This window comes from Actinokineospora terrae (assembly GCF_900111175.1).
Taxonomy (GTDB): Bacteria; Actinomycetota; Actinomycetes; order Mycobacteriales; family Pseudonocardiaceae; genus Actinokineospora; species Actinokineospora terrae.
On the sequence record NZ_FOGI01000010.1, the window covers coordinates 308847 to 328598 of the forward strand.

Consider the following 19752-nt stretch of genomic DNA (forward strand, 5'->3'; position numbering starts at 1 on the left):
GCACCTGGCGTTGACGAGGGTGGCGCGGTGGGTGCACCCGCCGCCGGACCGCTTCCGCGCGGTGTTTCCACGACGCGGGTGCGGATCCGTTGGCGGGCCGCGACCGCGACAGGGCTCCTTCGGTGTCTGCCTCGGTTCCAACCCCGCGATCCTCGCTGGCGCGGACGCCGTCGCCTGAGCCACAGTCAACCTGATCGACTGGTCCGCTGTGAATCGACCGCTCGCCTCACGAGCTAGGCGCCGCCACTTGCAGGGGGTCTGCGGGCGAAGGGAGGTTCGCATCCGGCGTCGGTGAGGGTGGCACGCAGTTGTCGCACTGCTTCTGCGCGGCGTATCCGCGACAGCACTGTGCTTGCGGTTAGGAGCCCACGCTCTGGGAGAAGTGGAAGATGTTGTCCCGGTCGTAGGTGTGTTTGATTTGGGTTAGGCGGGTGTAGTTGGGGCCGTAGTAGGCGGTTTGCCAGTCTGGGAGGCCGTTGTGGCCGTAGTTCTGGTAGGTGTGGCCGGTGGAGTACGGGGTCATGGTGGTGAAGCCGGTGTCGGCCCAGTGGGTGGCTGTGGTGTGGTCGTCGGGCGTGGTGGCGGTGGTGAGGGTGGCTGAGAAGCCCAGGGCGAACTGGGCTGTGCGGTGGGGCCAGGCAGTGGCGGTGACGGGGAGTCGGTTGGCTTGTCCGCCCCAGGCGACGAAGTTGAGGGAGCGGTTCTGGCCCGGGCGGCGGTTCGCCTCGAAGGCGGTGAGGATCGCGTCGATGCCGGGGCTGGGGATCGCGTGGGCGAAGGTGCGGTAGCGGTGCGCCACGAAGGTGGTGCGCGGCAACAGGGCGTCCGGGGTCTGGCCGGTGATGTGGCACTGCGACGCCGTCTTGTCCGAGCAGCCGAACGCGCGCATCATCGCGGTGGCGTAGGGCAGTTCCTCGGCGGTGTTGCTGGTGGGCGCGGCGCCGACGGCGGAGACCAGGCGGGCGATCGCGGCGTCGGCCGCGGCCTTGGTGCCCAGGTGCGCGCCGACGACCTGCAGCAGCGGGACGGCGCCGGGTGCCGAGTCCGGCAGCACCGCGACCAGGACCGACGCGAGTTCGTCCTCGCCGGTGATCACCCACTGCTGCCACGCGGCGACGACCTCCGCCGCCCGGTCCCAGCTCCAGGTCAGCCGGTAGCTCACCACCCGGCTCAGCTGGGTCGGCAGGCTCTCGAACTCCGTGACGACGCCGAAGTTGCCGCCACCGCCGCCGCGCAGGGCCCAGAACAGGTCGCTGTGCTCCGTGGCGCTCGCCCGCACCGCGCGCCCATCGGCGAGCACGACGCGCGCCGAGACCAGCCGGTCGGACGCGGTGCCGTACTTGCGGGTCTGCCAGCCCAGGCCCCCGCCGAGGGTGAACCCGCCCGCGCTGACCGTGGGGCAGCCGCCCGCCGGGAGCGCGATCCCGTGCGGGGACAGCGCCGCCACCGAGTCGACCCCGCGCAGCCCCGGTCCGAATCGGACGGTCGGGCCGGGGACCACGTGCGCCAGCCGGGACGTGTCGACCACCAGGCCGGGCGTGGTGGACCAGCCGTTGAAGCTGTGGCCGCCGCTGCGCACCGCGAGCGGGATGCCGCGCTCGCGGGCGAAGCGGACCGAGGCGCTGACGTCCGCGGTGCTCGCGCAGTAGACGATCGCGCGCGGGTTCACCGCGTCGAACTCGGCGCTGACGAGCTGCTTGGCGCTCGGGTAGGCGGCGTCGGACGGCAGCACCACGGTGCCGGTGATCCGCTCGCGCAGCACCGAGAGGTCCTTTGTGGACCGAACGAGCGCCGCGCCCGCGGTGGGCGCGGCGAGCAGACCGCTCGACGCCAGCGCGGTCCCGGCGCCCAGCCGCAGGAATGACCGTCGAGTGCGCATGCGCGTGCCCCGCTTTCGTCGAACGACCGGCAATGGCCTTTTCGCGCGACCAAGCTAGCAGTGATCGACGCCTGAGGCACCGGTGCCTTGCTCGATATTCTAGGTCCTGGTGTATTCGCAGTAGCGGTAACGCAGACCGGTGGAGGAATTCAGCCAACCGGTACTTGGTTCCACATCGGTGAGTTGCCACCCGGTGTCCAATGACGGGGCGTGTGCGTCGCCGTGGAATGTGCCTGCCACATGGGTGACGTGCACCTGGGTGGCCCATTCGATGGCCACCCGGTAGATCTCCCCGCCGCCAATCACCCACCGCGGTCCGGATGGGACCACCGCCAATGCCGCCGCCAGCGAGTCCGCGACCTCCGCGCCCTCGGCCCGCCAGTCGTCCTGCCTGGTCAGGACGATGTTGCGGCGCCCGGGCAGCGGTCGGAACCGCGCGGGCAGCGAGTCCCAGGTGCGCCTGCCCATGATGACCGCGGCACCGGCAGTTTTCTGCCGGAATCGGGACAAATCCTCCGGCAGGTACCAGGGTATCGTTCCATTGCTGCCCAACACGCCATTGGTCGATTGAGCCCAGATCAATCCCACGCTCATACTGCTACCGGCGCCGGAATCGCGGGGTGGTGTCGGTAGGACACGATCCTCAGGTCGGCGTAGGTGTAGTCGAACAACGACGGCGCCGGGGTCAGCTGGAGTTCGGGGAAGGGGAACGCGGCGCGGCCGAGCTGTTCGCGCACCTGGGCCTCGTGGTTGTCGTACACGTGGCAATCACCGCCGCACCAGATCAGCTCGCCGGGAACCAGACCCACCTGCTGGGCGACCATCGAGGTCAGCAGCGCGTACCCGGCGATGTTGAACGGCAGCCCGAGGAACAGGTCGGCGCTGCGCTGGTAGAGCTGGCAGGACAGCCTGCCGTCGGAGACGTGGAACTGGAACAGCACGTGACAGGGGGGAAGGGCCATCTTGTCCAGATCGGCGACGTTCCAGGCGGACACGACCATCCGCCGCGAGTCCGGGTCGGTGCGCAACGTGCGCAGGACCTGCGCCAGCTGGTCGACGTGGCCGCCGTCCGGGGTGGGCCAGGACCGCCACTGCACGCCGTAGACCGGACCGAGGTCGCCGTCGGGCCCGGCCCACTCGTCCCAGATGGTCACCCCGTGCTCGGTCAGCCAGCGCACGTCGCTGTCCCCGCGCAGGAACCACAGCAACTCGTAGGCGATGGAGCGGAAATGGACGCGTTTGGTGGTCACCAGGGGGAACCCGGCCGCCAGGTCGTAGCGCAGCCGGTGGCCGAACAGCGACCGGGTGCCGACGCCGGTGCGGTCGTGCTTGCGGGTGCCCTCGGTCGCCACGAGGCGCAGCAGGTCCTCGTACTGGGTGTCGGGTGGGGGCGAGTCGGTCATCGGGGTGTCGTCGTCTCCTGGGTCGGGTCGGGGTCAGTGCTCGCGCAGCCAGTCTCGGACGCCGACCAGGGCGTCCCCGCCGCTGGCCGCGTCGATGTCGGTGGCCAGTTCGGCGATCGTGACGGTGCCCAGCGCGGCGCGCCAGGCCAGTTCCGCGGCGCCCATCGCCCTGGCCACCGGGCAGCGGTTGGCGCACCGGGCCGGGTCCGCCGCGAGCGGGCCGCGCCTGCGGATCTCGGTGCAGCGGAAGAAGGGTGCCGGTCCGTCGATGGCCGCCACCACGTCGAGCATGGTGATCTCGGCGGCAGGCCTGGTCAGCGTGTAGCCGCCGTCCTGGCCCTGGGTCGAGCGCACCACGCCCGCCCTGGCCAGGGCCTGCAGGTGCTTGGCGAGGTAGGCGGGCGGGACGTCGTGCAGTTCGGCGAGGCGCAGGGTGGGCACCGGGTGCTCGGTCTGGCTGAGGCTGACGCAGCAGTGCAGCGCCCACTCCACCCCGTTGGACAGCTTCATTCGCCCGATCCTAGATCTCGGATGGGATGTGTCCAAGTTGATCGCTGTGTGCTAGGTTCCGGACATTCCTTGTCCGAATTGAGAGGTAGCGTCGTGACCGACACCGAAAACCCGTCCAGGACAACGGGAACACCCGTTGACCGGGCCAGCGCGACCAGTGCCGACCGGGCCGCGCTCGGCCTGGCGGCGGTGGCCCTCTTCGTCGCGGCGGTCAACCTGCGCCCCGCCATCGCCGCGGTGTCCCCGCTGGTCGACACCATCCGCGCGGACCTCGGGCTGTCCGCGACCGGCGCCTCGCTGCTGACCACCATCCCGACCCTGGCGATGGGCCTGTGCGCGCCGCTGGCCGCCGTCGTCGCCCGCCGCCGCGGCCTGCACGGCGGCGTCACCATCGGCCTGCTGATCGTCGGCGTCGGCACCCTCGCCCGGGTCCTGGGCAACGCGACCTGGCTGCAGCTGCTGTGCGCCTTCGCGGTCGGCGCGGGCATCGCCATCACCCAGACCCTGCTGCCCGCCGTGGTGAAGTCCCGCTTCTCGGCCCGGCCCGGCCTGGTGACCGGTCTCTACACCGCGGGCCTCGGCCTCGGTGGCGCGGTCGCCGCCGGGGCCACCGCCCCGCTCGCCGACGCGTTCGGCTCCTGGCCGGTGGCGCTGGGGTCCTGGGCGGTGCTGGCGGTCGCGGGTATCGCGCTGTGGTCGGTGGCCAAGAACTCGCTCAACCTGGGTGATGCCTCCGGGGTGCGCCGGTTCACCACCGTGGGCCTGCCCTGGCGCAGCTCGACCGCGTGGCTGGTGACCGCGGTGTCGGCGGGCAACTCCGCGCTCTACTACTGCGAACTGGCCTGGATCGCACCGCTGCTGACCAACGACGGCGGCCGGACGGAGTCTTCCGCGGGCGTGCTGCTCACCGTCATGATCTCCATCCAGGTGGTCGCCATGATCGCGGTGCCCGCCCTGCTCGGCGAGCGCCGCGACCAGCGCGCGGGCCTGGCCGTGACGACGGTGCTGACCGCCGCCGGGTTCCTCGGCTTCGCCCTCGCGCCGGACTCAACCGCGGTCGTCTGGCTGTCCATCGTGCTCATCGGCATCGGCCACGGCGGGCTCTTCCCGCTGGTGCTGACGCTGCCGGTCACCGCCGCCCGCGACGCCGCGGAAGCGGGCCGGATCAGCGGTATGGCGTTCTTCGTCGGTTACGGCTGCGCCGCGGCCGGGCCGTTGCTCGTCGGCCTGCTGCGGGACGCGACCGGCAACTTCGAGTTGGCGTTCGTGCTGCTGGCCGTGGTCACCGCGGTGCTGGTGGTGCCGATCCTGGCGCTGTCGCCGCACAAGCTCGAGGAGTAGTCGCACCACCCGGCCGCCCCCCGGCGGCCGGGTCCCGATCGTGTCGCACACCCTGGGGGGATTGAGCATGGTGTTGACGCATGCCCGCGTCGCCGTCATCGGCGCGGGGATCGCCGGACTGGTCATCTCGACCGCGCTGCGGGAAGCGGGCGCCGAGGTCGCGGTGTTCGAGCAGGCGGCGGAGTTCAGCCCGATCGGCGCCGGCCTGCAGCTCTCGCCCAACGGGGTCCGGGTGCTGCACGCCCTCGGCCACACCGAGGGGCTGGCCGAGAAGGCCGTGCGGGCCGGGTCGATCGAGATCCGCCGCTGGGACGACGGTGCCGTGCTCTCCGCGGTCTCGCACGGCGACGACTGCGTCACCACCTTCGGCGCCCCCTACTACCTGATCCACCGCGCCGACCTGCACGAGCTGCTGGTCAGCAGGGCGGGCGAGCGCAACATCCACATGGGACACCGGCTCGAGCGCGTCGTGGAGTGCGGCGGCGGTGTCGAGCTGCGTTTCGCCAACGGGGCCAGGTTCGGCGCGGACCTGGTGATCGGCGCGGACGGCACCCACTCCGCGGTGCGGGCCGCGATCGTGTGCGACGAGCCCGTCTTCTCCGGCTACTCGGTGTACCGCGGGCTGATCCCGGCCGGTGTCGTGCCCTCGTTAGCCACCGACCCCCGGGTCTTATTCTGGTTCGGCCCGCAGCGGCACGTGACGTACTACCCGATCCGCTCCGGCCGAACGATCCACTTCAGCGCCGTGTGCGCCACCGCCGACGGCAGGCCGGGGTCGAGCACCACCGGCGCCGAGACCGCGGAACTGGCCGCCGCCTTCGCCGACTGGCACCCCGAGGTGCGCCGCGTGGTCACCGCCGCGCGCTCGGTCACCCGCTGGGGCCTGTTCGACCGGGACCTGGTGCAGCGCTACCACGCGCACCACGCCGTCCTGGTCGGCGACGCGGCCCACCCCATGCTGCCGTACCTGTCCCAGGGCGCCAACCAGGCCCTCGAGGACGCCGCCGCGCTGCTCGACCGGCTCGGGCCGTGGCTCGCGGGCCAGGTCAGCCTGGACGACTCGCTGGCCCGCTACGAGGCCGACCGCGGACCGCGCACCGCCGAGGTGCACCGCCAGTCCCGGCTGCGCGGCGAGGCCTTCCACCTCGCCGACGGCGAGCGGCAGCGCGAGCGCGACTTCGAACTGGCGCACGAGCAGGACCTGGACCACCTCGCCTGGATCTACGGCCACGACACCCGCGCGGCCGACCTCGAGCTCACCGAGTGAGGTCGCGGGACCCGCGACCCCCGACCAGTCACTGTCCCGTCGGCACTGGAGGACCCATGCACACCCTCGTTCGGCGATTACTGCGCGGCAACGGCTTCTACCTCGGTCTGATCTTCGAGACGGCGGCCAGGCGGCGACCGGACCTGGAGATCACGTTGGACCGGCCGCTGGCCTGGGCGCCGGACACGGGCACCCGGTTCACCGCGGCGGGCCTGGCCGACATGGTCGACGACATCGCGGCCCGGTTGTGGGCGGCCGGGGTGCGCCCGACCGAGCGCGTGGCCATCTACAAGACCAACAACTTCGACATCGCCCTGTTCGCCTGCGCCGCCGCGCGCATCGGGGCGGTGCCCGCGCTGCTCTCGCCCGCGCTGGACGGGGAGACCGCGTTCGTGCTGCTGCACCGGCTGGACCAGCCGTGGCTGATCACCGACGGGGACACCCTCGACGGCGCGCTCGACGACGTGCCGGTCGCGGGCGCCACCAGGGGCGTGCTGCTCACCGCGGGGGAGAGCCGGATCGGCACCGGCCACCTCGCCGACCTGGCGGGCGCGCCGCGCAGGCCCGCCGTGGTGCTGCACCCCGGCGAGCCGTCGCTGATCTCGCACAGCTCCGGCACCACCGGCATCCCCAAGCTCGCCGTGCACTGCCCGGAGGCGGGCTACCACCGGCTCATCCCGCAGCAGTTGGCGGCGTGGCCCATCCGCGGCCGGGAGAAAGCCGCGCTGTGCATGACTTTCGTGCACTCCCGGTTCTACCAGGGCCTGGCCATGTGGCTGAGCCTGGGCAACCCGCTGGTGATCGCGGTCGACCCCGACCCGCGTTCTGTCGGCCCGCTGCTGATCCAGACCAGGCCCGGCTACGTCGAGACGCACCCGAACAACTACGTCGACTGGGAGGTCCTCGCCGACGCCGAGGGCGCGCCGCTGTCGAGCGTGCGCTACTTCGGGGCGACCTTCGACGCGATGCACCCGCGCACCATCGAGCGGATGCTGGGGGCGTCGCGGCGGCCGAGACCGCTGTTCCTCCAGGCGTACGGCCAGTCCGAGATCGGCCCCGTCGCGGGCCGCTGGTACACCCGGCGCACCGCGGGCGACGCCGATGGCCGGTGCGTCGGCATGCCGTTGCCCGGGTTCATCTCGCTGCGGGTCGTCGACGACCAGGGCAGGCGGGTGCGCCGCGGCACCGTTGGGCACCTGCAAGTGCGCAGCCGCACCAGGATCCTGACCTACCTCGGCGAGCACGAGCGCTATACCAGCCAGCTCGACGACGGCTGGTGGCGGCTGGGCGACATGGGTTACCTGGACCGCAAGGGTTTGCTGCACCTGCTCGACCGCGAGGCCGACCGGATCGCCACCATGGAGTCCAACCTGGAGGTCGAGGACGTGCTGATGTCGCGGCTGGAGGAGCTGCGGGAGATCGTCATCGTCGCCGGGCCTACCGGGGAACCGGTGCCGATCGTGTCCACCCGCGACGACGCGCCGCTGGACCTCGAGCGCTGGGCCCGGGCCGTGCGCGATCTGCCGGAGATGGCGCAGCCGAGGCAGATCGACTTCGAGGAGCTGCCGCGCACCTCCACCTGGAAGATCCAGCGCCACCAGCTGGCCAAGCGGTTGCGCGCCGAACGGTCCGCGCCGCCGCAGCGGGTCACGCGCGAAGAGGGGGCCGGGGCATGAGCGACGCGACGACCGCGCAGCGGGAGCTCATCGAGCTGCTGACCGGCTTCTGGCGCAGCCAGTCGCTGTACGTGGCGACCGAACTGGGGATCATCGACCGGCTCGACCCGCTGCGGCCCACCGCCGCTGCCGAGGTCGCGCTGTCACTGGGGTTCGACACCGACGCCGTCACCCGGCTGCTCGGGTACCTCGGCAGCGTCGGGGTGCTCGCGGGCGACGAGGCCACCGGCTACACCCTCACCGAGGTCGGCGCGCTCGCCCGCACCGACGCGGTGGGCACCATGCGCGACCACATCACGTTGTACGGCAACCAGTTCTACCGGGCCTGGGGCGAGCTGGCGCACTCCATCCGGCACGGCGGCTCGTCCTTCGCCCAGGTGCACGGCGCCGACCTGTTCACCCACCTCAAGGCGAACCCGGACCTCTCGCACGCCTACGAGCGGATGATGGTCGCGGGCGCGCCGTTCTTCACCGCGGTCGCCGAGGCGTTCGACTTCTCGGCCGCCTCGCTCGTGGTGGACGTCGCCGGTGGCCACGGCGCGCTGCTGGAGCACGTGCTGCGGGCCACCCCGGGGTTGCGGGCCGTGCTGTTCGACACCCCGCACGTCATCGCGGAGGCGGCGCGGCACCCGATCGCCGAGCTGGGCGACCGGTGCGAGCGCGTCGGCGGCGACTTCTTCGCCTGCGTGCCCGAGGGCGGCGACGTCTACGTGCTGTCGCGGATCCTGCACTGCTTCGACGACGAGGCCTGCCACCGGATCCTGACGACCATCCGGTCCGCGATCGCGCCCGGCGGGTCGCTGCTGGTGCTGGAGCGGCTCACCGGCGCCGACGCCTCGCCGCTGTCGCACGGGTTCAACATGCACATGCTGGTGGTGCTCGGCGGTGGCCGCGAGCGCGACGAGCCGCACTACCGGGACATGCTGGACAAGGCCGGGTTCACCCTCGGGGCGGTGCACCCGCTGCCGCTGGACACCCGGCTGCTGGTCGCGTCCCCGCGGCAGCCATGATCTTCAAACTGCTCGGCGCGCTCTCGGTCGGCCACCGGGGCAGCCTCACCCCCACCGCGACCAAGCAGCGCCAAGTGCTGGCGCTGCTGCTGGTCAACGCCAACGCGACCGTCCACCAGGCGCACCTGATGGAGGAGCTGTGGGAGGGCTCGCCACCCGCCCACGCGATCGCCGCGCTGCAGACCTACGTGATGCACCTGCGCAAGGCGTTGCGCCCCTTGGCGGGCGGGGAGACCCGGCTGCGCACCCGCAGGGGCGGCTACGAGTTGGTGGTGAACGGGGGCGAGCTGGACGTCGACCTGTTCGAGGCCCTGGTCCGCTCGGCCGACACCGCGGACCCGGGCACGGCGGCCGAGCTGCTGCGCGAGGCTCTACGGCTGTGGACGGGTCCCGCGCTCGTCGACGTCACCGCGGGCCCGGTCCTGCGCGACGCCGCCTGCCTGCTCGCCCGCCGCCACCTCGACGTGGTGGGCGACCGGGTCGACCTGGACCTGGCGCTGGGCCGCCACCACGACCTGCTCGGCGAGCTGAGCGCGCTCGTGCACGGCCACCGCACCACCGAGCGGTTCACCGCGCAGCTCATGGTCGCCCTGCACCGCTGCGGTCGGCGGGTCGACGCCCTGTCCGCCTTCCACCGCCTCCGCCAGGCCATCACCGACGACGGCGGCGGCCCGCTGTCCCGCCCCCTGCACGAGCTCTACTCCGACATCCTCTCCGCCGACCCCAAACTCGACCCACCGCCCACCCTCCGCCCCACCCTGACCCTGGACGTGGTCCCCCGCCAACGAACCTCCCCCAAGGAATGGGCAGCCATCTAGCCCGGCTGGCTGCCCGCCCAGACCCGCAGGTCGACTCACCCCCCTGGTCGGCCTGCGGGTCCTCCCTGGTCGGCCGCCCGCCTTTCCGCCGCCGCCAACAACGCCCCGGCCCGCGCCGCGAGTTCCCCACGCGATCGGTCGTTCTCGCGCCTGGTGACCAGTGCGAACTCAGCCAAGGCGGCGCGGGACAGTCGAGCGGCCAGATCGGGGAATCCGGCGTCGGCGAGCGCGGTTCCCACGTCGACGAGCAGGGGGAGGTTGTCGGGTCGGCCATCGTCCTGGCCGCCACCGCGGCGGCCTCGGCGAGTTCACGGGCCCGATGCCGGTCGGGTTCGACCGCCGCACGGATCGCCAGGTGCCTGGGCCTGGAAAACCTATCGGGCTCCCGCAGCGCGAGCAGGCGGGTCGCGACCCCGGGTTCCCCATCGCGAGCGCCGCCGCAGCCGCGCCGTACCACAGGTCACCGGTGAGTCCCACCATCTTCTCGACGGCGTCGACCCGTCCCGCTCGGACGCAATGCCGCGCACAACTCGCTGAGCCCGATGGGCTGGGCCAACCACATCTCCCCGATGATGCGGTGGATGATCGAGTCCCGCCAGGTCGGATCGCCGATCGCGGCGGCGCACTCGATGATCATCGCCTCGGTGTCGAACGCCCAGGGTGACCGCTCGGCGATCTCGACCAGTCCGGTGGCGCGCCCGATCCGCCCGCACCGGGCCGCGGGCTGCGCGACTGCCGCCTGCCCGCGCAGGGCCAGGATCGGGTCCGGTTCGCTCTCCAGCAGCTGTTCCGCCCGGTCCAGCAGTCCGTCCACTTCGGATTCCCAGCCGAGTGGCGCGCGGTCGGCTGCCGCGTCGAGGACCGACAGCACGGCGGTGGCCGCCGCACGTCCTCGCTGGTCAGACCGCCGCCGGACGCGGTGATCAGGCCGAGCACGGGGCGGTTCGGGCCTGCCAGCAGTGCAGGCAGCTCCTCGGTGGCGCTTTCCCGGACATCGCCCGCCGCCGAGGACATCCCCAGCGGCGAGGGCGTCACCGCGCGCAGGGCGTGACCGAGGCGGACGTCGGTGGGAAGATCGGGGGACAGGCGGCCGGCGACCAGGACGTGCACCACGGGCCGCTCGGGCAGCAGACTGGCGATGCTGGGTTTGCGGCCGCCCCGCTGGTGTCCTCGTCCAGTCCGTCGACCACCAGCACCAGCCGACGACCGGCCGACCCGGCGCGCGCCGCCGCCGCGTCCAGTAACCGTCGCAACTGCCCGGCGCGGGCGTGCAGCACCGTCCCCACCGACTCACCCACGTACGCCGCCAACTGCTCCAACGCCGCGTCCAGGAACGCGTCGCTGTCGGACTGGCCCGCGTACCGGCTGGTGATGAAACGTCCACGCCCGCGGGCGGGTCGAACGCAAACCACGACAGCAGTGCCGACTTGCCCGCCCACGGCCCGGCCTGCCACCACAGATGCGCCTCCGGTCCCGAGCAGAACCGGGTCAACTCGTCCAGTTCGTCCTCGCGGTCGAACAACCGCACGGGGGCGATCGACCGCAGTTCATCCCGGTAGGCGGCTCGCACCACCTGAGCGGGCTCCGGCGGGACCACGTCCCGCGGCGAACCGCGCCACCCCACCGCCGCCTGGATGTCCGCGGGTGCCAGCCGCAGGTGCTCCACCCGGACCGCCGCCAACCGGCCGGGACCGTCGGAGGCGTAGTGCCGGGCCAGCACGCCCACGATCGCGCCGTCCACCCACACCGCCGCCCCGGACATCCCCTCCCACGGCGACCCCGAGGACATCCGCTCCGGCGGCACCGGCACGGTGAACTCCAGCGTCTCCCTGCGCCGGCCCGACAGGCCGGTCACGGTTCCGGACGCCTGGTGGGAGTCCCGGAAGTCCCCGCGCAGCTTCCACAGCGGGAACCCCACCGCGTGCGCGGGCAGGACCGCCGCGTGCCGCCCGTCGACCACGCCGAGCTCTACCATGCCCGTGATCGCCACCGACCCACCCGCGTGCGTGGGCGTCAGCCGCTGGGTGTGGTGACGCGCCACCTTGGCGTCGGTACCGACCTCCACCACCCAGAACCTCGCCTTGCCGCCCGCCTTGGCCTCGCGCTCGACGACGACCGACACCTCCACCTCGACCCGCGCCGACCTCGAACCGCGGGTCCGCGCCCGCCCCGGCCAGTTGCTCCCGCAGGTCCCCCACCAGCTCGACCAGGTCCATCCTCATCGGCCGGGGATCGGATGTGGTGTCGGCTGCCTCACGCCGACAGGGCGTCGCGTTCCGCCAGTCTGCCCAGGGCCAGCGCTCCGCTGTGGTCGATGTGCACCGCGTCGAGGGTGGACAGCCAGCCGCCGCGCCAGTTGGTGTGGGTGAAGGGGTACGGGGAGCGGGCCAGGTGCACCTCCAGCACCCCGTTGATCACCCGCGTCCGCACGCCGGGCAGCGGCACCCCCAGCGAGCCGGGGCCGAGCCGACCACGAGCGTCAGTGGCGACGAAACCGGTCTCCGCCGTGCCATACGCCTGGCCGACCAGAACCCCGTAGCGGGCGGCGAAGTCGTCGTACACCGACTGCGACAGCACCCCGCCCGCCGACACCGCCAACCGCACCCCCAGCCGGACCTCGGCGTCGACCAGTGCGGCGAAGGCGGCGGGTTCGCCGAGCACGACGTCGACCCCCGTGGCCGGGGTGAACACCAGCGAGCCGCCCGCGGCCATCGTGTGCAGCGTGAACGCCAGGCCCGCGAACCGGGTCAGCCTGGTGGCCACCAGCACCGCGTCCCCGGGCGCCACCAGCGCCAGTCGGTCCACTTCGGACAGGAGGGACTCCGGGGAGCGGCCGACAGCAGCCAGCCGACCCGGGGTGAACTGCACCAGGCAGTGCTCCGAGACCGCGGACCTACCGCCCGGCAGCCGCCCCACCAGCACCCCGCACTCGTCGACGAACCGGCCCGGCGCCCGCGGTCCGCTGCCGATCACCACCTGGAACTGCGGCCGGTGGCGGGCGAGCAACTCGGCCCGCTCCGGCACCCCCGGGTCGACGTGCAGCACCTGGGCGCCCAGCGACCACAGCGCGAACAGCGCCCACAGCTGGGTCAGGCTCGCCGTGCCGTGCAGCGCGACGGTGTTGTCCTGGCCGATGCCCTGCGCCCGCAGGACGCGGGCGAGCCCGGCCACCCGCGCGCGCGTCGTCGCGTAGGTGACCGGGCTCGCCGCGACGGCCCACACCGCGTCGTCGGCACCGCCGAGCAGTTCGGCGCCCCACCAGGACTCCGCCGACACCGCGTCCATGCTGCCCCTCCCTCGTGGACCCGGTCCGCCGGTGCGCGCGGGGGAGGGCGCGGTCACCGGCGGACCGGTGCGGTCACTTCTCCACGCAGAACTCGCCGACCGGCCAGCCGACGTGCCGCTTGTCGGTGGCCAGGTAGCCCAGCACCTGGTCACCCGGCTTGAGCTCGGTGACGTTGAGGACCTTGGCGCCCGGGCCGAGCACCCGCACGTGCCAGTCGTCCTGCACGATCAGGTTGATCCGGCTGCCGTTCGGGCCGACCGCGTTGATGCTCAGCAGCGGGCGGGACTCCAACTTGGTCCGCCCCACCACGATCCGCCTGGTGCGCCCGTCCGCGCCGACCCCGAGCACCTCGCTGCCGGACTTGAGCTCCGAGAGGTAGTTGGTGCGGTTGTCCTGCCCGAGCACGTAGGAGTGCAGCGCGCCCGCGTTGATCCGGAACGGCCTGGTCGGCATGTACGGCAGCGGGTGGGTCTCGCTGCAGCACAGGATGAACCCGTGCGCGTACGAGCCGATCAGCATGCCCTCGTCCTCCTCGAACTGCGAGCAGGTGTCGATGCACACCCGGTCGCCGAGGCCGCGGTGCTCGATGGACTCGATGGTGAGCGCGTCGAGCACCAGCGGGGCGCTCTCCTCGGCCAGCAACCGGACCAGGGCGAACACGTCGTTCGCGGTGCGCGGCGCGAGCAGCACGCCGTCGGAGCCCTTCTCCAGCACGTCCACGATGATCCGCGCGTCGTCGACATCCTCGGCGTGGCAGATCAGCATCCCCGGCGCCGGGTCGGCGGCGGCGATCACGATCTCCAGCGGGATCTTGGTCGGGTCCTTGAACTGCACCACGGTGTAGGGCAGCGCCACCGCGGCCGCGCAGGCCAGGGTGAGCGTCGGGTCGTCGACGACGTTGACGAACGCCCCGACCGAGCCGCGCACGCCGCGCACCGCGGTCAGGTCCTCGTCGGTGGCGACCTCGCGCAGCTCCACGAGGTCACCGGTGACCTCGGCCTGCTGCCCCGGCCGCGGCGCCAGCACCCGGCGCACGGTGTTGGGCAGCGTGGCCAGCAGCGCGGGGTCGTCGCCGACGATGGCGTCGACCCTGGCGTGGATCGCCGCGTCGAGCACCGCCTCACGCTGCTGCTCGGCGACGGAACGGATGTCGATCCAGGCGTGTTTCACCGCGCACCTACCATTCGGTCGTCATCGATTCGGGGGTTGTTCCCCTTGGGTACCGGCAGTTCGAGCGCCACACTGTCCACAGTGGAGCTGTCTGGGTCGCCGCCGTGGATGACCGCGGCGATCTCCCGCACGGTCTGGCGCGGCGACGCGCTGGTGAACACCCTGCGGCCGACCGCGAGGCCGTGGCAGCCCGCGGCCAGCGCCGTGGTCGCCAACTCCGCCCCGCTCAGCTCGGCCAGCACGCCACCGGCCACCACCACCGGCAGCGGGGAGGCGGCGACCACGTCGGCCATCGCCTCCACCGGCGCGGCCAGCGGGAGCTTCACCAGGTCCGCCCCCAGGTCGGCGGCCACGGTGGCCACGTGCGCCAGCAGGTCCGGGTCGAACTGGCTGCTGATGCGCGGCCCGCGCGGGTACATCATCGCCAGCAGCGGCACCCCCCAGCGCTCGCACTCGTCGGCCACCGCGCCCGCGTCCGCCAGCTGCCGGGACTCGGTCGCCGAGCCGATGTTGACGTGCACGCTCACCGCGTCCGCGCCCAGCCGCACCGCGTCGGCCACCGTGCCCACGACGACCTTGGCGTCGGAGTCCGGGCCGTGCGCGGTGCTCGCGCTCAGGTGGATGATCAGCCCGCAGTCCGCGAGCACGGCGGCGGGCAGCGTCCTGGCCCGGCCCTTGTGGACCACGATCGCGTCCGCGCCGCCCGCCGCGATGTCGCCGACCAGCCGACCGAACCCGGCCGCGGTCCCGATCGGCCCGTCGGTGATGGTGTGGTCGAGCGGCACGATCAGGAACCGGTCGTCGGCGCGGCGGGACAACCTGGCCAACCGCAACAGCTTCCCCGTGAGTTGCACCGGCACGGCGCACCTCCCCCTCGGCATCTGTCGGATGTCGTGCTTGCCTCGATTTCACCGTCGCATTCGCCGCTAAAGAACCGAGCGACAGCGGGTTTCGGCGGAATGCGGAGGTCGGCCCGGGCAGGCCACAGCGGACCACCGGTACTGGTCCACTCCGCTTTCGACGCCGGGAATCGACGACGGCCGGGGTGAATTGCCCGCCGGGAACCGGGGGAGCGACTCCTCGGTGGTCGAGAAAACGTCAGCCGGTGCTGAGCGCGGGCGGCGCGAGCACGGCGTCGGCGGTGCGGACGGCCTCGCGCAGCCGTTGCAGCCGCGGGCTGGGCAGCATGCCGAGCTGGTCGCCGAGCAGCGAGCTGAGCCGCTCGTAGACCCGCAGCGACTCCGCGGTCCGCCCGCACCGGTGCAGCGCCACCATGAGCTGGGCGTGGGTGTTCTCGTGCGTCGGGTGCGCCTCGGCGAGCGCGCACAGCTCGCCGACCAGCTCCGCGTGCCTGCCCAGCCGCAGGTCGGCCTCGATGCGCTGCTCCAGCACGCCGCGCCGGTGCTCGGTCAGCTTCACCTGGAACGCGGTGATCGACGGGCTCGGCGCGACATCGGCCAGCACCGGACCGCGCCACAGCCGCAGCGCCCGCTCGAACTCGGCGGAACCGCGCAGGTCGTCGCCTGCGCGCACCGCGGCGCGGGCAGCCAGCACCGCCGCGGCGAACAGGTGCGCGTCGAGGTCGTCCTCGGCCAGCAGCAGCTGGTAGCCCTGCTTGCGGGTCACCAGCAGCTCACCGCGGTCGGCGCCCGACAGCGCGCGCAGCAGCCTGCGGATCTGGAACACGTAGGTCTGCAGGGTCGACATCACGGTCTTGGGCGGGTCGGCCGACCACAGCTCGGCGATGCAGCGGTCCACCGGGACGAACTCCCCGGCGTCGATCATCAGCAGCGCCAGCAGCTGCCGCGACTTGGGCGCGCTCGGTACCGCGCACACGACGCCGTCGGTGGCCATCAGCGCACCAAGGACCCCGAATCGCATCCATTCCCCCAATGGCATCGACCCCGCCGCGATCCGGCACCCGGAAATGGTCCCCGCGTGCTCGGACAAAGCGGACCGGGAATCGGAGGGGCCATTGTTCCGCACTGCTGCGATCGCGTTGTGAAATCCCATCGTAGCAGTGCGCCGGTGCGCCATCAGGGTGATTCCGCCGGTCGTGGACCCCCGCCGATCAGCCCCGGCTACCCGCCGCGGCGACCTCGTCGACCCCGGTGTCCGGATCGGCGAAGCGCGCCACCCCGGGCACGACGAGGCACAGCGCGCTGGTGGCCGCGACGACGACGGCCGCGCCGACCAGCGTCGGGCCCGCGCCGACCGCGCCGACGACCGGACCGACGAGCAGGTACCCCACCGGCAGCAGGGCGAACGCGCCGAGCTGGTCGAGGGCGAGGACCTTGCCCAGCACCTCGCCGGGGATACCGCGCTGCAACGCCGAGAGCCAGTAGACGAAGAAGAACTCGACGGCGAAACCGCCGATCGCGAAGCACGCCATCACCACGGGCAGCGGCAGCGCGACCGCGAGGCTCAACGGCACCAGCGCGTAGCCGGACAGCACGCACATCGACGCCACGCCCTTGGCCTTGGGCCGCCACCGGCCCGCCAGCGCCAGCCCGGGCAGCGCGCCGATCGCCATCGCCGCCAGCACCGCGCCGTAGGCGAGATCGCCGCCGAGCCGGTCGTGCGCGATCAGGGGCAGCAGCGTCAGCGCCGCCGCCGTCCCGGTCATCAGGTGCACGCTGGCGGTGGACATGACGGCCAGCACCCACGGCCGTTCCCGCATGGCCCGCACCCCGGCCGCCGCGTCGGCGAGCACCGAGCGCCCCAGTGCCGCGGGAGCGGTGTCGTCGAGGCGGAGCACGGTCAGGCCGCTGATGGCGAACACGGCGCCCGCGGCGAACAACGCGGCGCGAGGGCCGACAAAGCTGACCACGGCCGCGCCCGCCAACGCGCCGAGCACCGCCGCACTGCGTTGCGCCGCCGACACCAGGGCGTTGCCGCGCTCGAGCATGTCGCCGGGCAGCAGGGTGGGCACCATCGAGCGGAAAGCCGGACGCGACAACGCCTCGCCCGCGGCCACCAGCGCCACCACCACGGGCATGACCAGCAACGGCAGCGCGGGCAGCGCCACCGCGGTCGCCAGCAGCAACGCGCCGCGGAACCAGTCCGCGCCGAGTAGGACCCGGCTGCGGCGCACCCGGTCGGCGAGCACACCGCCCACCAGCAGGCACAGCACCAGGGCGACGGCGCGGGCGCCGAGCACGAGGCTCACCTCGGCCACCCCGCCACCCCGGCTGATCACGTACAGGCTGACCGCGACCGGCAGCAGTTGGTCGCCCACCGCGCCGCACGCCTGACCCAGCCACACCCGCAGGAACCGAGGGTGCGCGCGCAGTCCGCTCACCGCGAGTACACCGAGACGTGCCCGGTGCTGCGCGAGTCGAACGGGCGGCCCTCCCAGCCCGACCAGCGCTCGCTGAGCCCCAGGCCGCCGAGGCGGGACATCAGGTCCAGTTCGGCGGGGGAGATGTAGCGCTCCACGACCGGCAGCACCGTGGGCGGTCCGCCGTCGAGCACCACCGTGGTGGTCACCTGCCGCTGGGTGGCGACGTCCGCGCGGACCTGGGTGATGGCCACCCGGTCGGCGCCGACCTGGCGCACGCCGTGCTTGCTGCCCGCGTGCAGCAGCGCGACATCGGGGACCGACGCCTCGACGACGAGGACGCCGTCGGGCCGCAGCGCCTCGGCCGCGCGCGCGATACAGTCCACTTGGGACTCCTGGGTGCACAGTTGGAACAGGGTGTTGCAGCTGAGGTAGACCAGCCCGAAACCGACCGCGGGGCCCAGTTCGGCGAGCTGGATGACCGCCGCGTCCCCGTCGACCACCCGGATCGGTTCGTCGACCACCTTATCGCGCAGCTTGCGGGCCATGCTCGGCGAGGCCTCCACGGCGGTCACCTCGATCCCGGTGCGCGCCAGCGGAAGGGTCAGCCTGCCGGTGCCGGGGCCGATCTCCAACGCCTCCCGGCCATCGGCGAGCTCGGCGAGCACCGCCACCGCGTACTCGGTGTCGTCGAGCTGGCCGAACCACTCGTCGTAAACCTCGGCCCAGTGCTCGCCGTAGGCGGCCGACCCGGTCACCGCGCCACCGGCCCGGTCGTGAGCAGGCCGATGTCGGTCAACACCCGCACCAGTTGCTCCGCGCCGGGCGGTGTCAGCTCCTCGTCCCAGCGGCCGCGGTCGAGCGTGCCGGTGCTGCGCAGCTCGTCCAGCGCGCCGCGCACCTCGACCGGCAGCCGCACGCGCTTGCCGGAACCGTGCAGCGCCAAGGAGTCCCCGTCGTCGACGACCCGGAACCGCACACCTTCCCGCACGCGCAGGGATCGCGGTGGCGTGGTGGGCGGCAGCACCGGGACCGGTTCGGCGGGCATCTCCGCGAAGGCCCGGGACCGGATGGCCCACAGCAGGTCCGCCGGGTTCGCCGACTCCGCCGCCGCGGCCAGCCGCTGCGCCAAGCCGCGCAACGTCGCCCGCGCCACCTGGTCGTCGTCCTCCAACTCCGCCAGCGACACGCTCTCGCGCAGCCACTCGTCGCCGGGACCCGCCACCGCGACCAGCTCGGTCAGCAGGTCGTGCCGGGTGATCTGCGGGATGGCGAAGGTCAGGTGGATGGACAGCTCGTCGGTGGTGCGCGGGGAGTGCATGGTGCCGCGCGGGAAGTACAGCGTGTCGCCGGGGCGCAGGGTCAGCTCGTCGAGCGGGGTCGACGCGGCCGCCAGCTCCGCGCGCCTGCTCGCCGACACGTCGAACCAGGCCTGGCTGGGCAGCGGGTGCGCCAGCGGTTGCGCGCGCAGCTCCCAGTGCTTCTCGCCCGCGATCTGCAGCACGAACACGTCCTGGACGTCGAAGTGCAGGTCGACGCCCTGCGAGTGCGGCGGGGTGACGAACGCGTTGACCCGCACCGGGTGGCCGACGTCCTCGGACAGCGCCTGGGTGAACCGGCGCAGCGGCGGGTGGTAGCGGTGCAGCGCGCGCAGCACCAGCGTGTGCCCGGACGCCAGACCCGCGCGGACCGCCTCGGTGCTCAGGAACGGCGCCGAACCGGGTCGGTCCCCGGGGTCGGCGTGCCCGGCGTCGATGAGCGCGGACTCCTTGCCCGCGCGGACCAACCGCGCCGAGGTGGTGCGCAGACCGCCATCGGCGAGCAGCCGCTCCAGCACCGCGGCGGAGAACAGGTCACCGAAGCCGCCGGGGAGTTCGGCCGCGGTGGTGTGCAGGTGCCGCCGGTGCTGGACACCGGCGCGGAAGGCCTTTGTGGACAGTGTGGTGCAGCGCGCCAGCGCCATGGGTGCTCCCGGGGTCGTGGATCGGGTCGGCCTCAGACCGCTGCCGGGCCGGGAAAGGCGAAGTCCACCGGCAGTGCCAGGTCGGCCCGCTCCGGGACACCCGCGCCCAGCAGGTACACCGCGAACTCCTGGTCGCCGTCGAGCCCCAG

General features: G+C 72.9%; 17 protein-coding genes. 5 read left to right on the forward strand and 12 right to left on the reverse strand.

Annotation, left to right across the window (positions count from 1 at the left end; translation table 11 throughout):
* Positions 1-358: 358 nt before the first annotated feature.
* The 4 genes from BMY07_RS23990 to BMY07_RS24005 all read right to left on the reverse strand — a co-directional run bounded on the left by BMY07_RS23990 (position 359) and on the right by BMY07_RS24005 (position 3792).
* Positions 359-1879, reverse strand: a complete 1521-nt coding sequence (locus BMY07_RS23990; RefSeq protein WP_092782949.1) for an FAD-binding oxidoreductase — start codon at positions 1877-1879, stop codon at positions 359-361.
* 99 nt (positions 1880-1978) lie between these two features.
* Positions 1979-2473, reverse strand: coding sequence for a dihydrofolate reductase (locus tag BMY07_RS23995; RefSeq protein ID WP_092782953.1), 495 nt, complete (start codon positions 2471-2473; stop codon positions 1979-1981).
* On the reverse strand, positions 2470-3282 hold the full coding sequence (locus BMY07_RS24000; RefSeq protein WP_092782956.1) for a thymidylate synthase: 813 nt from the start codon (positions 3280-3282) through the stop codon (positions 2470-2472). Before BMY07_RS24000 ends, BMY07_RS23995 begins: the two co-directional genes overlap by 4 nt.
* Before the next feature lie 33 nt (positions 3283-3315).
* Positions 3316-3792, reverse strand: coding sequence for an RrF2 family transcriptional regulator (locus BMY07_RS24005; protein ID WP_092782959.1), 477 nt, complete (start codon positions 3790-3792; stop codon positions 3316-3318).
* Positions 3793-3885: 93 nt separating this feature from the next.
* Between BMY07_RS24005 and BMY07_RS24010 the strand changes: the two genes are divergently transcribed.
* The 5 genes from BMY07_RS24010 (at position 3886) to BMY07_RS24030 (ending at position 9904) form a co-directional block, all read left to right on the forward strand.
* Positions 3886-5133, forward strand: coding sequence for an MFS transporter (locus BMY07_RS24010; protein WP_218150744.1), 1248 nt, complete (start codon positions 3886-3888; stop codon positions 5131-5133).
* A gap of 67 nt (positions 5134-5200) precedes the next feature.
* The gene (locus tag BMY07_RS24015; RefSeq protein WP_092782965.1) at positions 5201-6400 is read left to right on the forward strand and encodes an FAD-dependent monooxygenase; all 1200 of its coding nucleotides are present in this window, start codon (positions 5201-5203) and stop codon (positions 6398-6400) included.
* A 56-nt stretch (positions 6401-6456) separates the two neighbouring features.
* Complete coding sequence (locus BMY07_RS24020; RefSeq protein ID WP_092782968.1) at positions 6457-8076, forward strand: class I adenylate-forming enzyme family protein; 1620 nt, start codon at positions 6457-6459, stop codon at positions 8074-8076.
* A complete protein-coding gene (locus BMY07_RS24025; RefSeq protein WP_092782971.1) occupies positions 8073-9086 on the forward strand; it encodes a methyltransferase in 1014 nt (337 codons plus the stop codon). Before BMY07_RS24020 ends, BMY07_RS24025 begins: the two co-directional genes overlap by 4 nt.
* Positions 9083-9904 carry an AfsR/SARP family transcriptional regulator gene (locus tag BMY07_RS24030; protein ID WP_092782975.1) on the forward strand — a complete coding sequence of 274 codons (822 nt, stop codon included), beginning with the start codon at positions 9083-9085 and terminating at the stop codon, positions 9902-9904. The genes BMY07_RS24025 and BMY07_RS24030 overlap by 4 nt, the downstream gene beginning before the upstream one ends.
* Before the next feature lie 460 nt (positions 9905-10364).
* On the opposite strand, the gene BMY07_RS33850 is transcribed toward BMY07_RS24030, so the two are convergent.
* The 8 genes from BMY07_RS33850 to BMY07_RS24080 form a co-directional block, all read right to left on the reverse strand.
* Positions 10365-12032, reverse strand: a complete 1668-nt coding sequence (locus BMY07_RS33850) for a trypco2 family protein (protein ID WP_281245085.1) — start codon at positions 12030-12032, stop codon at positions 10365-10367.
* 125 nt (positions 12033-12157) lie between these two features.
* The gene (locus BMY07_RS24050; RefSeq protein ID WP_092782987.1) at positions 12158-13189 is read right to left on the reverse strand and encodes an AMP-binding protein; all 1032 of its coding nucleotides are present in this window, start codon (positions 13187-13189) and stop codon (positions 12158-12160) included.
* A gap of 73 nt (positions 13190-13262) precedes the next feature.
* Positions 13263-14360, reverse strand: a complete 1098-nt coding sequence (locus BMY07_RS24055) for a 3-dehydroquinate synthase II family protein (protein WP_092782990.1) — start codon at positions 14358-14360, stop codon at positions 13263-13265.
* Positions 14357-15220: a 2-amino-3,7-dideoxy-D-threo-hept-6-ulosonate synthase gene (locus tag BMY07_RS24060; protein WP_245782611.1), complete on the reverse strand. Its 864-nt coding sequence runs from the start codon at positions 15218-15220 to the stop codon at positions 14357-14359. Before BMY07_RS24060 ends, BMY07_RS24055 begins: the two co-directional genes overlap by 4 nt.
* A gap of 238 nt (positions 15221-15458) precedes the next feature.
* Positions 15459-16214 (reverse strand): AfsR/SARP family transcriptional regulator, encoded by a 756-nt coding sequence (locus BMY07_RS24065; RefSeq protein ID WP_092782996.1) that lies wholly within the window; start codon positions 16212-16214, stop codon positions 15459-15461.
* 217 nt (positions 16215-16431) lie between these two features.
* Positions 16432-17661, reverse strand: a complete 1230-nt coding sequence (locus tag BMY07_RS24070; protein WP_177215738.1) for an MFS transporter — start codon at positions 17659-17661, stop codon at positions 16432-16434.
* Complete coding sequence (locus BMY07_RS24075) at positions 17658-18398, reverse strand: class I SAM-dependent methyltransferase (protein ID WP_177215739.1); 741 nt, start codon at positions 18396-18398, stop codon at positions 17658-17660. The genes BMY07_RS24070 and BMY07_RS24075 overlap by 4 nt, the downstream gene beginning before the upstream one ends.
* The gene (locus tag BMY07_RS24080) at positions 18395-19603 is read right to left on the reverse strand and encodes a JmjC domain-containing protein (protein ID WP_092783002.1); all 1209 of its coding nucleotides are present in this window, start codon (positions 19601-19603) and stop codon (positions 18395-18397) included. The genes BMY07_RS24075 and BMY07_RS24080 overlap by 4 nt, the downstream gene beginning before the upstream one ends.
* Positions 19604-19752: the final 149 nt, after the last annotated feature.

Bases quoted from the DNA above. Each gene is read 5' to 3' on its own strand.
- BMY07_RS23990 (WP_092782949.1), bottom strand. From the start codon at position 1,879: ATGCGCACTCGACGGTCATTCCTGCGGCTGGGCGCCGGGACCGCGCTG.
- BMY07_RS23995 (WP_092782953.1), bottom strand. From the start codon at position 2,473: ATGAGCGTGGGATTGATCTGGGCTCAATCGACCAATGGCGTGTTGGGC.
- BMY07_RS24000 (WP_092782956.1), bottom strand. From the start codon at position 3,282: ATGACCGACTCGCCCCCACCCGACACCCAGTACGAGGACCTGCTGCGC.
- BMY07_RS24005 (WP_092782959.1), bottom strand. From the start codon at position 3,792: ATGAAGCTGTCCAACGGGGTGGAGTGGGCGCTGCACTGCTGCGTCAGC.
- BMY07_RS24015 (WP_092782965.1), top strand. From the start codon at position 5,201: ATGGTGTTGACGCATGCCCGCGTCGCCGTCATCGGCGCGGGGATCGCC.
- BMY07_RS24020 (WP_092782968.1), top strand. From the start codon at position 6,457: ATGCACACCCTCGTTCGGCGATTACTGCGCGGCAACGGCTTCTACCTC.
- BMY07_RS24025 (WP_092782971.1), top strand. From the start codon at position 8,073: ATGAGCGACGCGACGACCGCGCAGCGGGAGCTCATCGAGCTGCTGACC.
- BMY07_RS24030 (WP_092782975.1), top strand. From the start codon at position 9,083: ATGATCTTCAAACTGCTCGGCGCGCTCTCGGTCGGCCACCGGGGCAGC.
- BMY07_RS24050 (WP_092782987.1), bottom strand. From the start codon at position 13,189: ATGGACGCGGTGTCGGCGGAGTCCTGGTGGGGCGCCGAACTGCTCGGC.
- BMY07_RS24065 (WP_092782996.1), bottom strand. From the start codon at position 16,214: ATGGCCACCGACGGCGTCGTGTGCGCGGTACCGAGCGCGCCCAAGTCG.
- BMY07_RS24080 (WP_092783002.1), bottom strand. From the start codon at position 19,603: ATGGCGCTGGCGCGCTGCACCACACTGTCCACAAAGGCCTTCCGCGCC.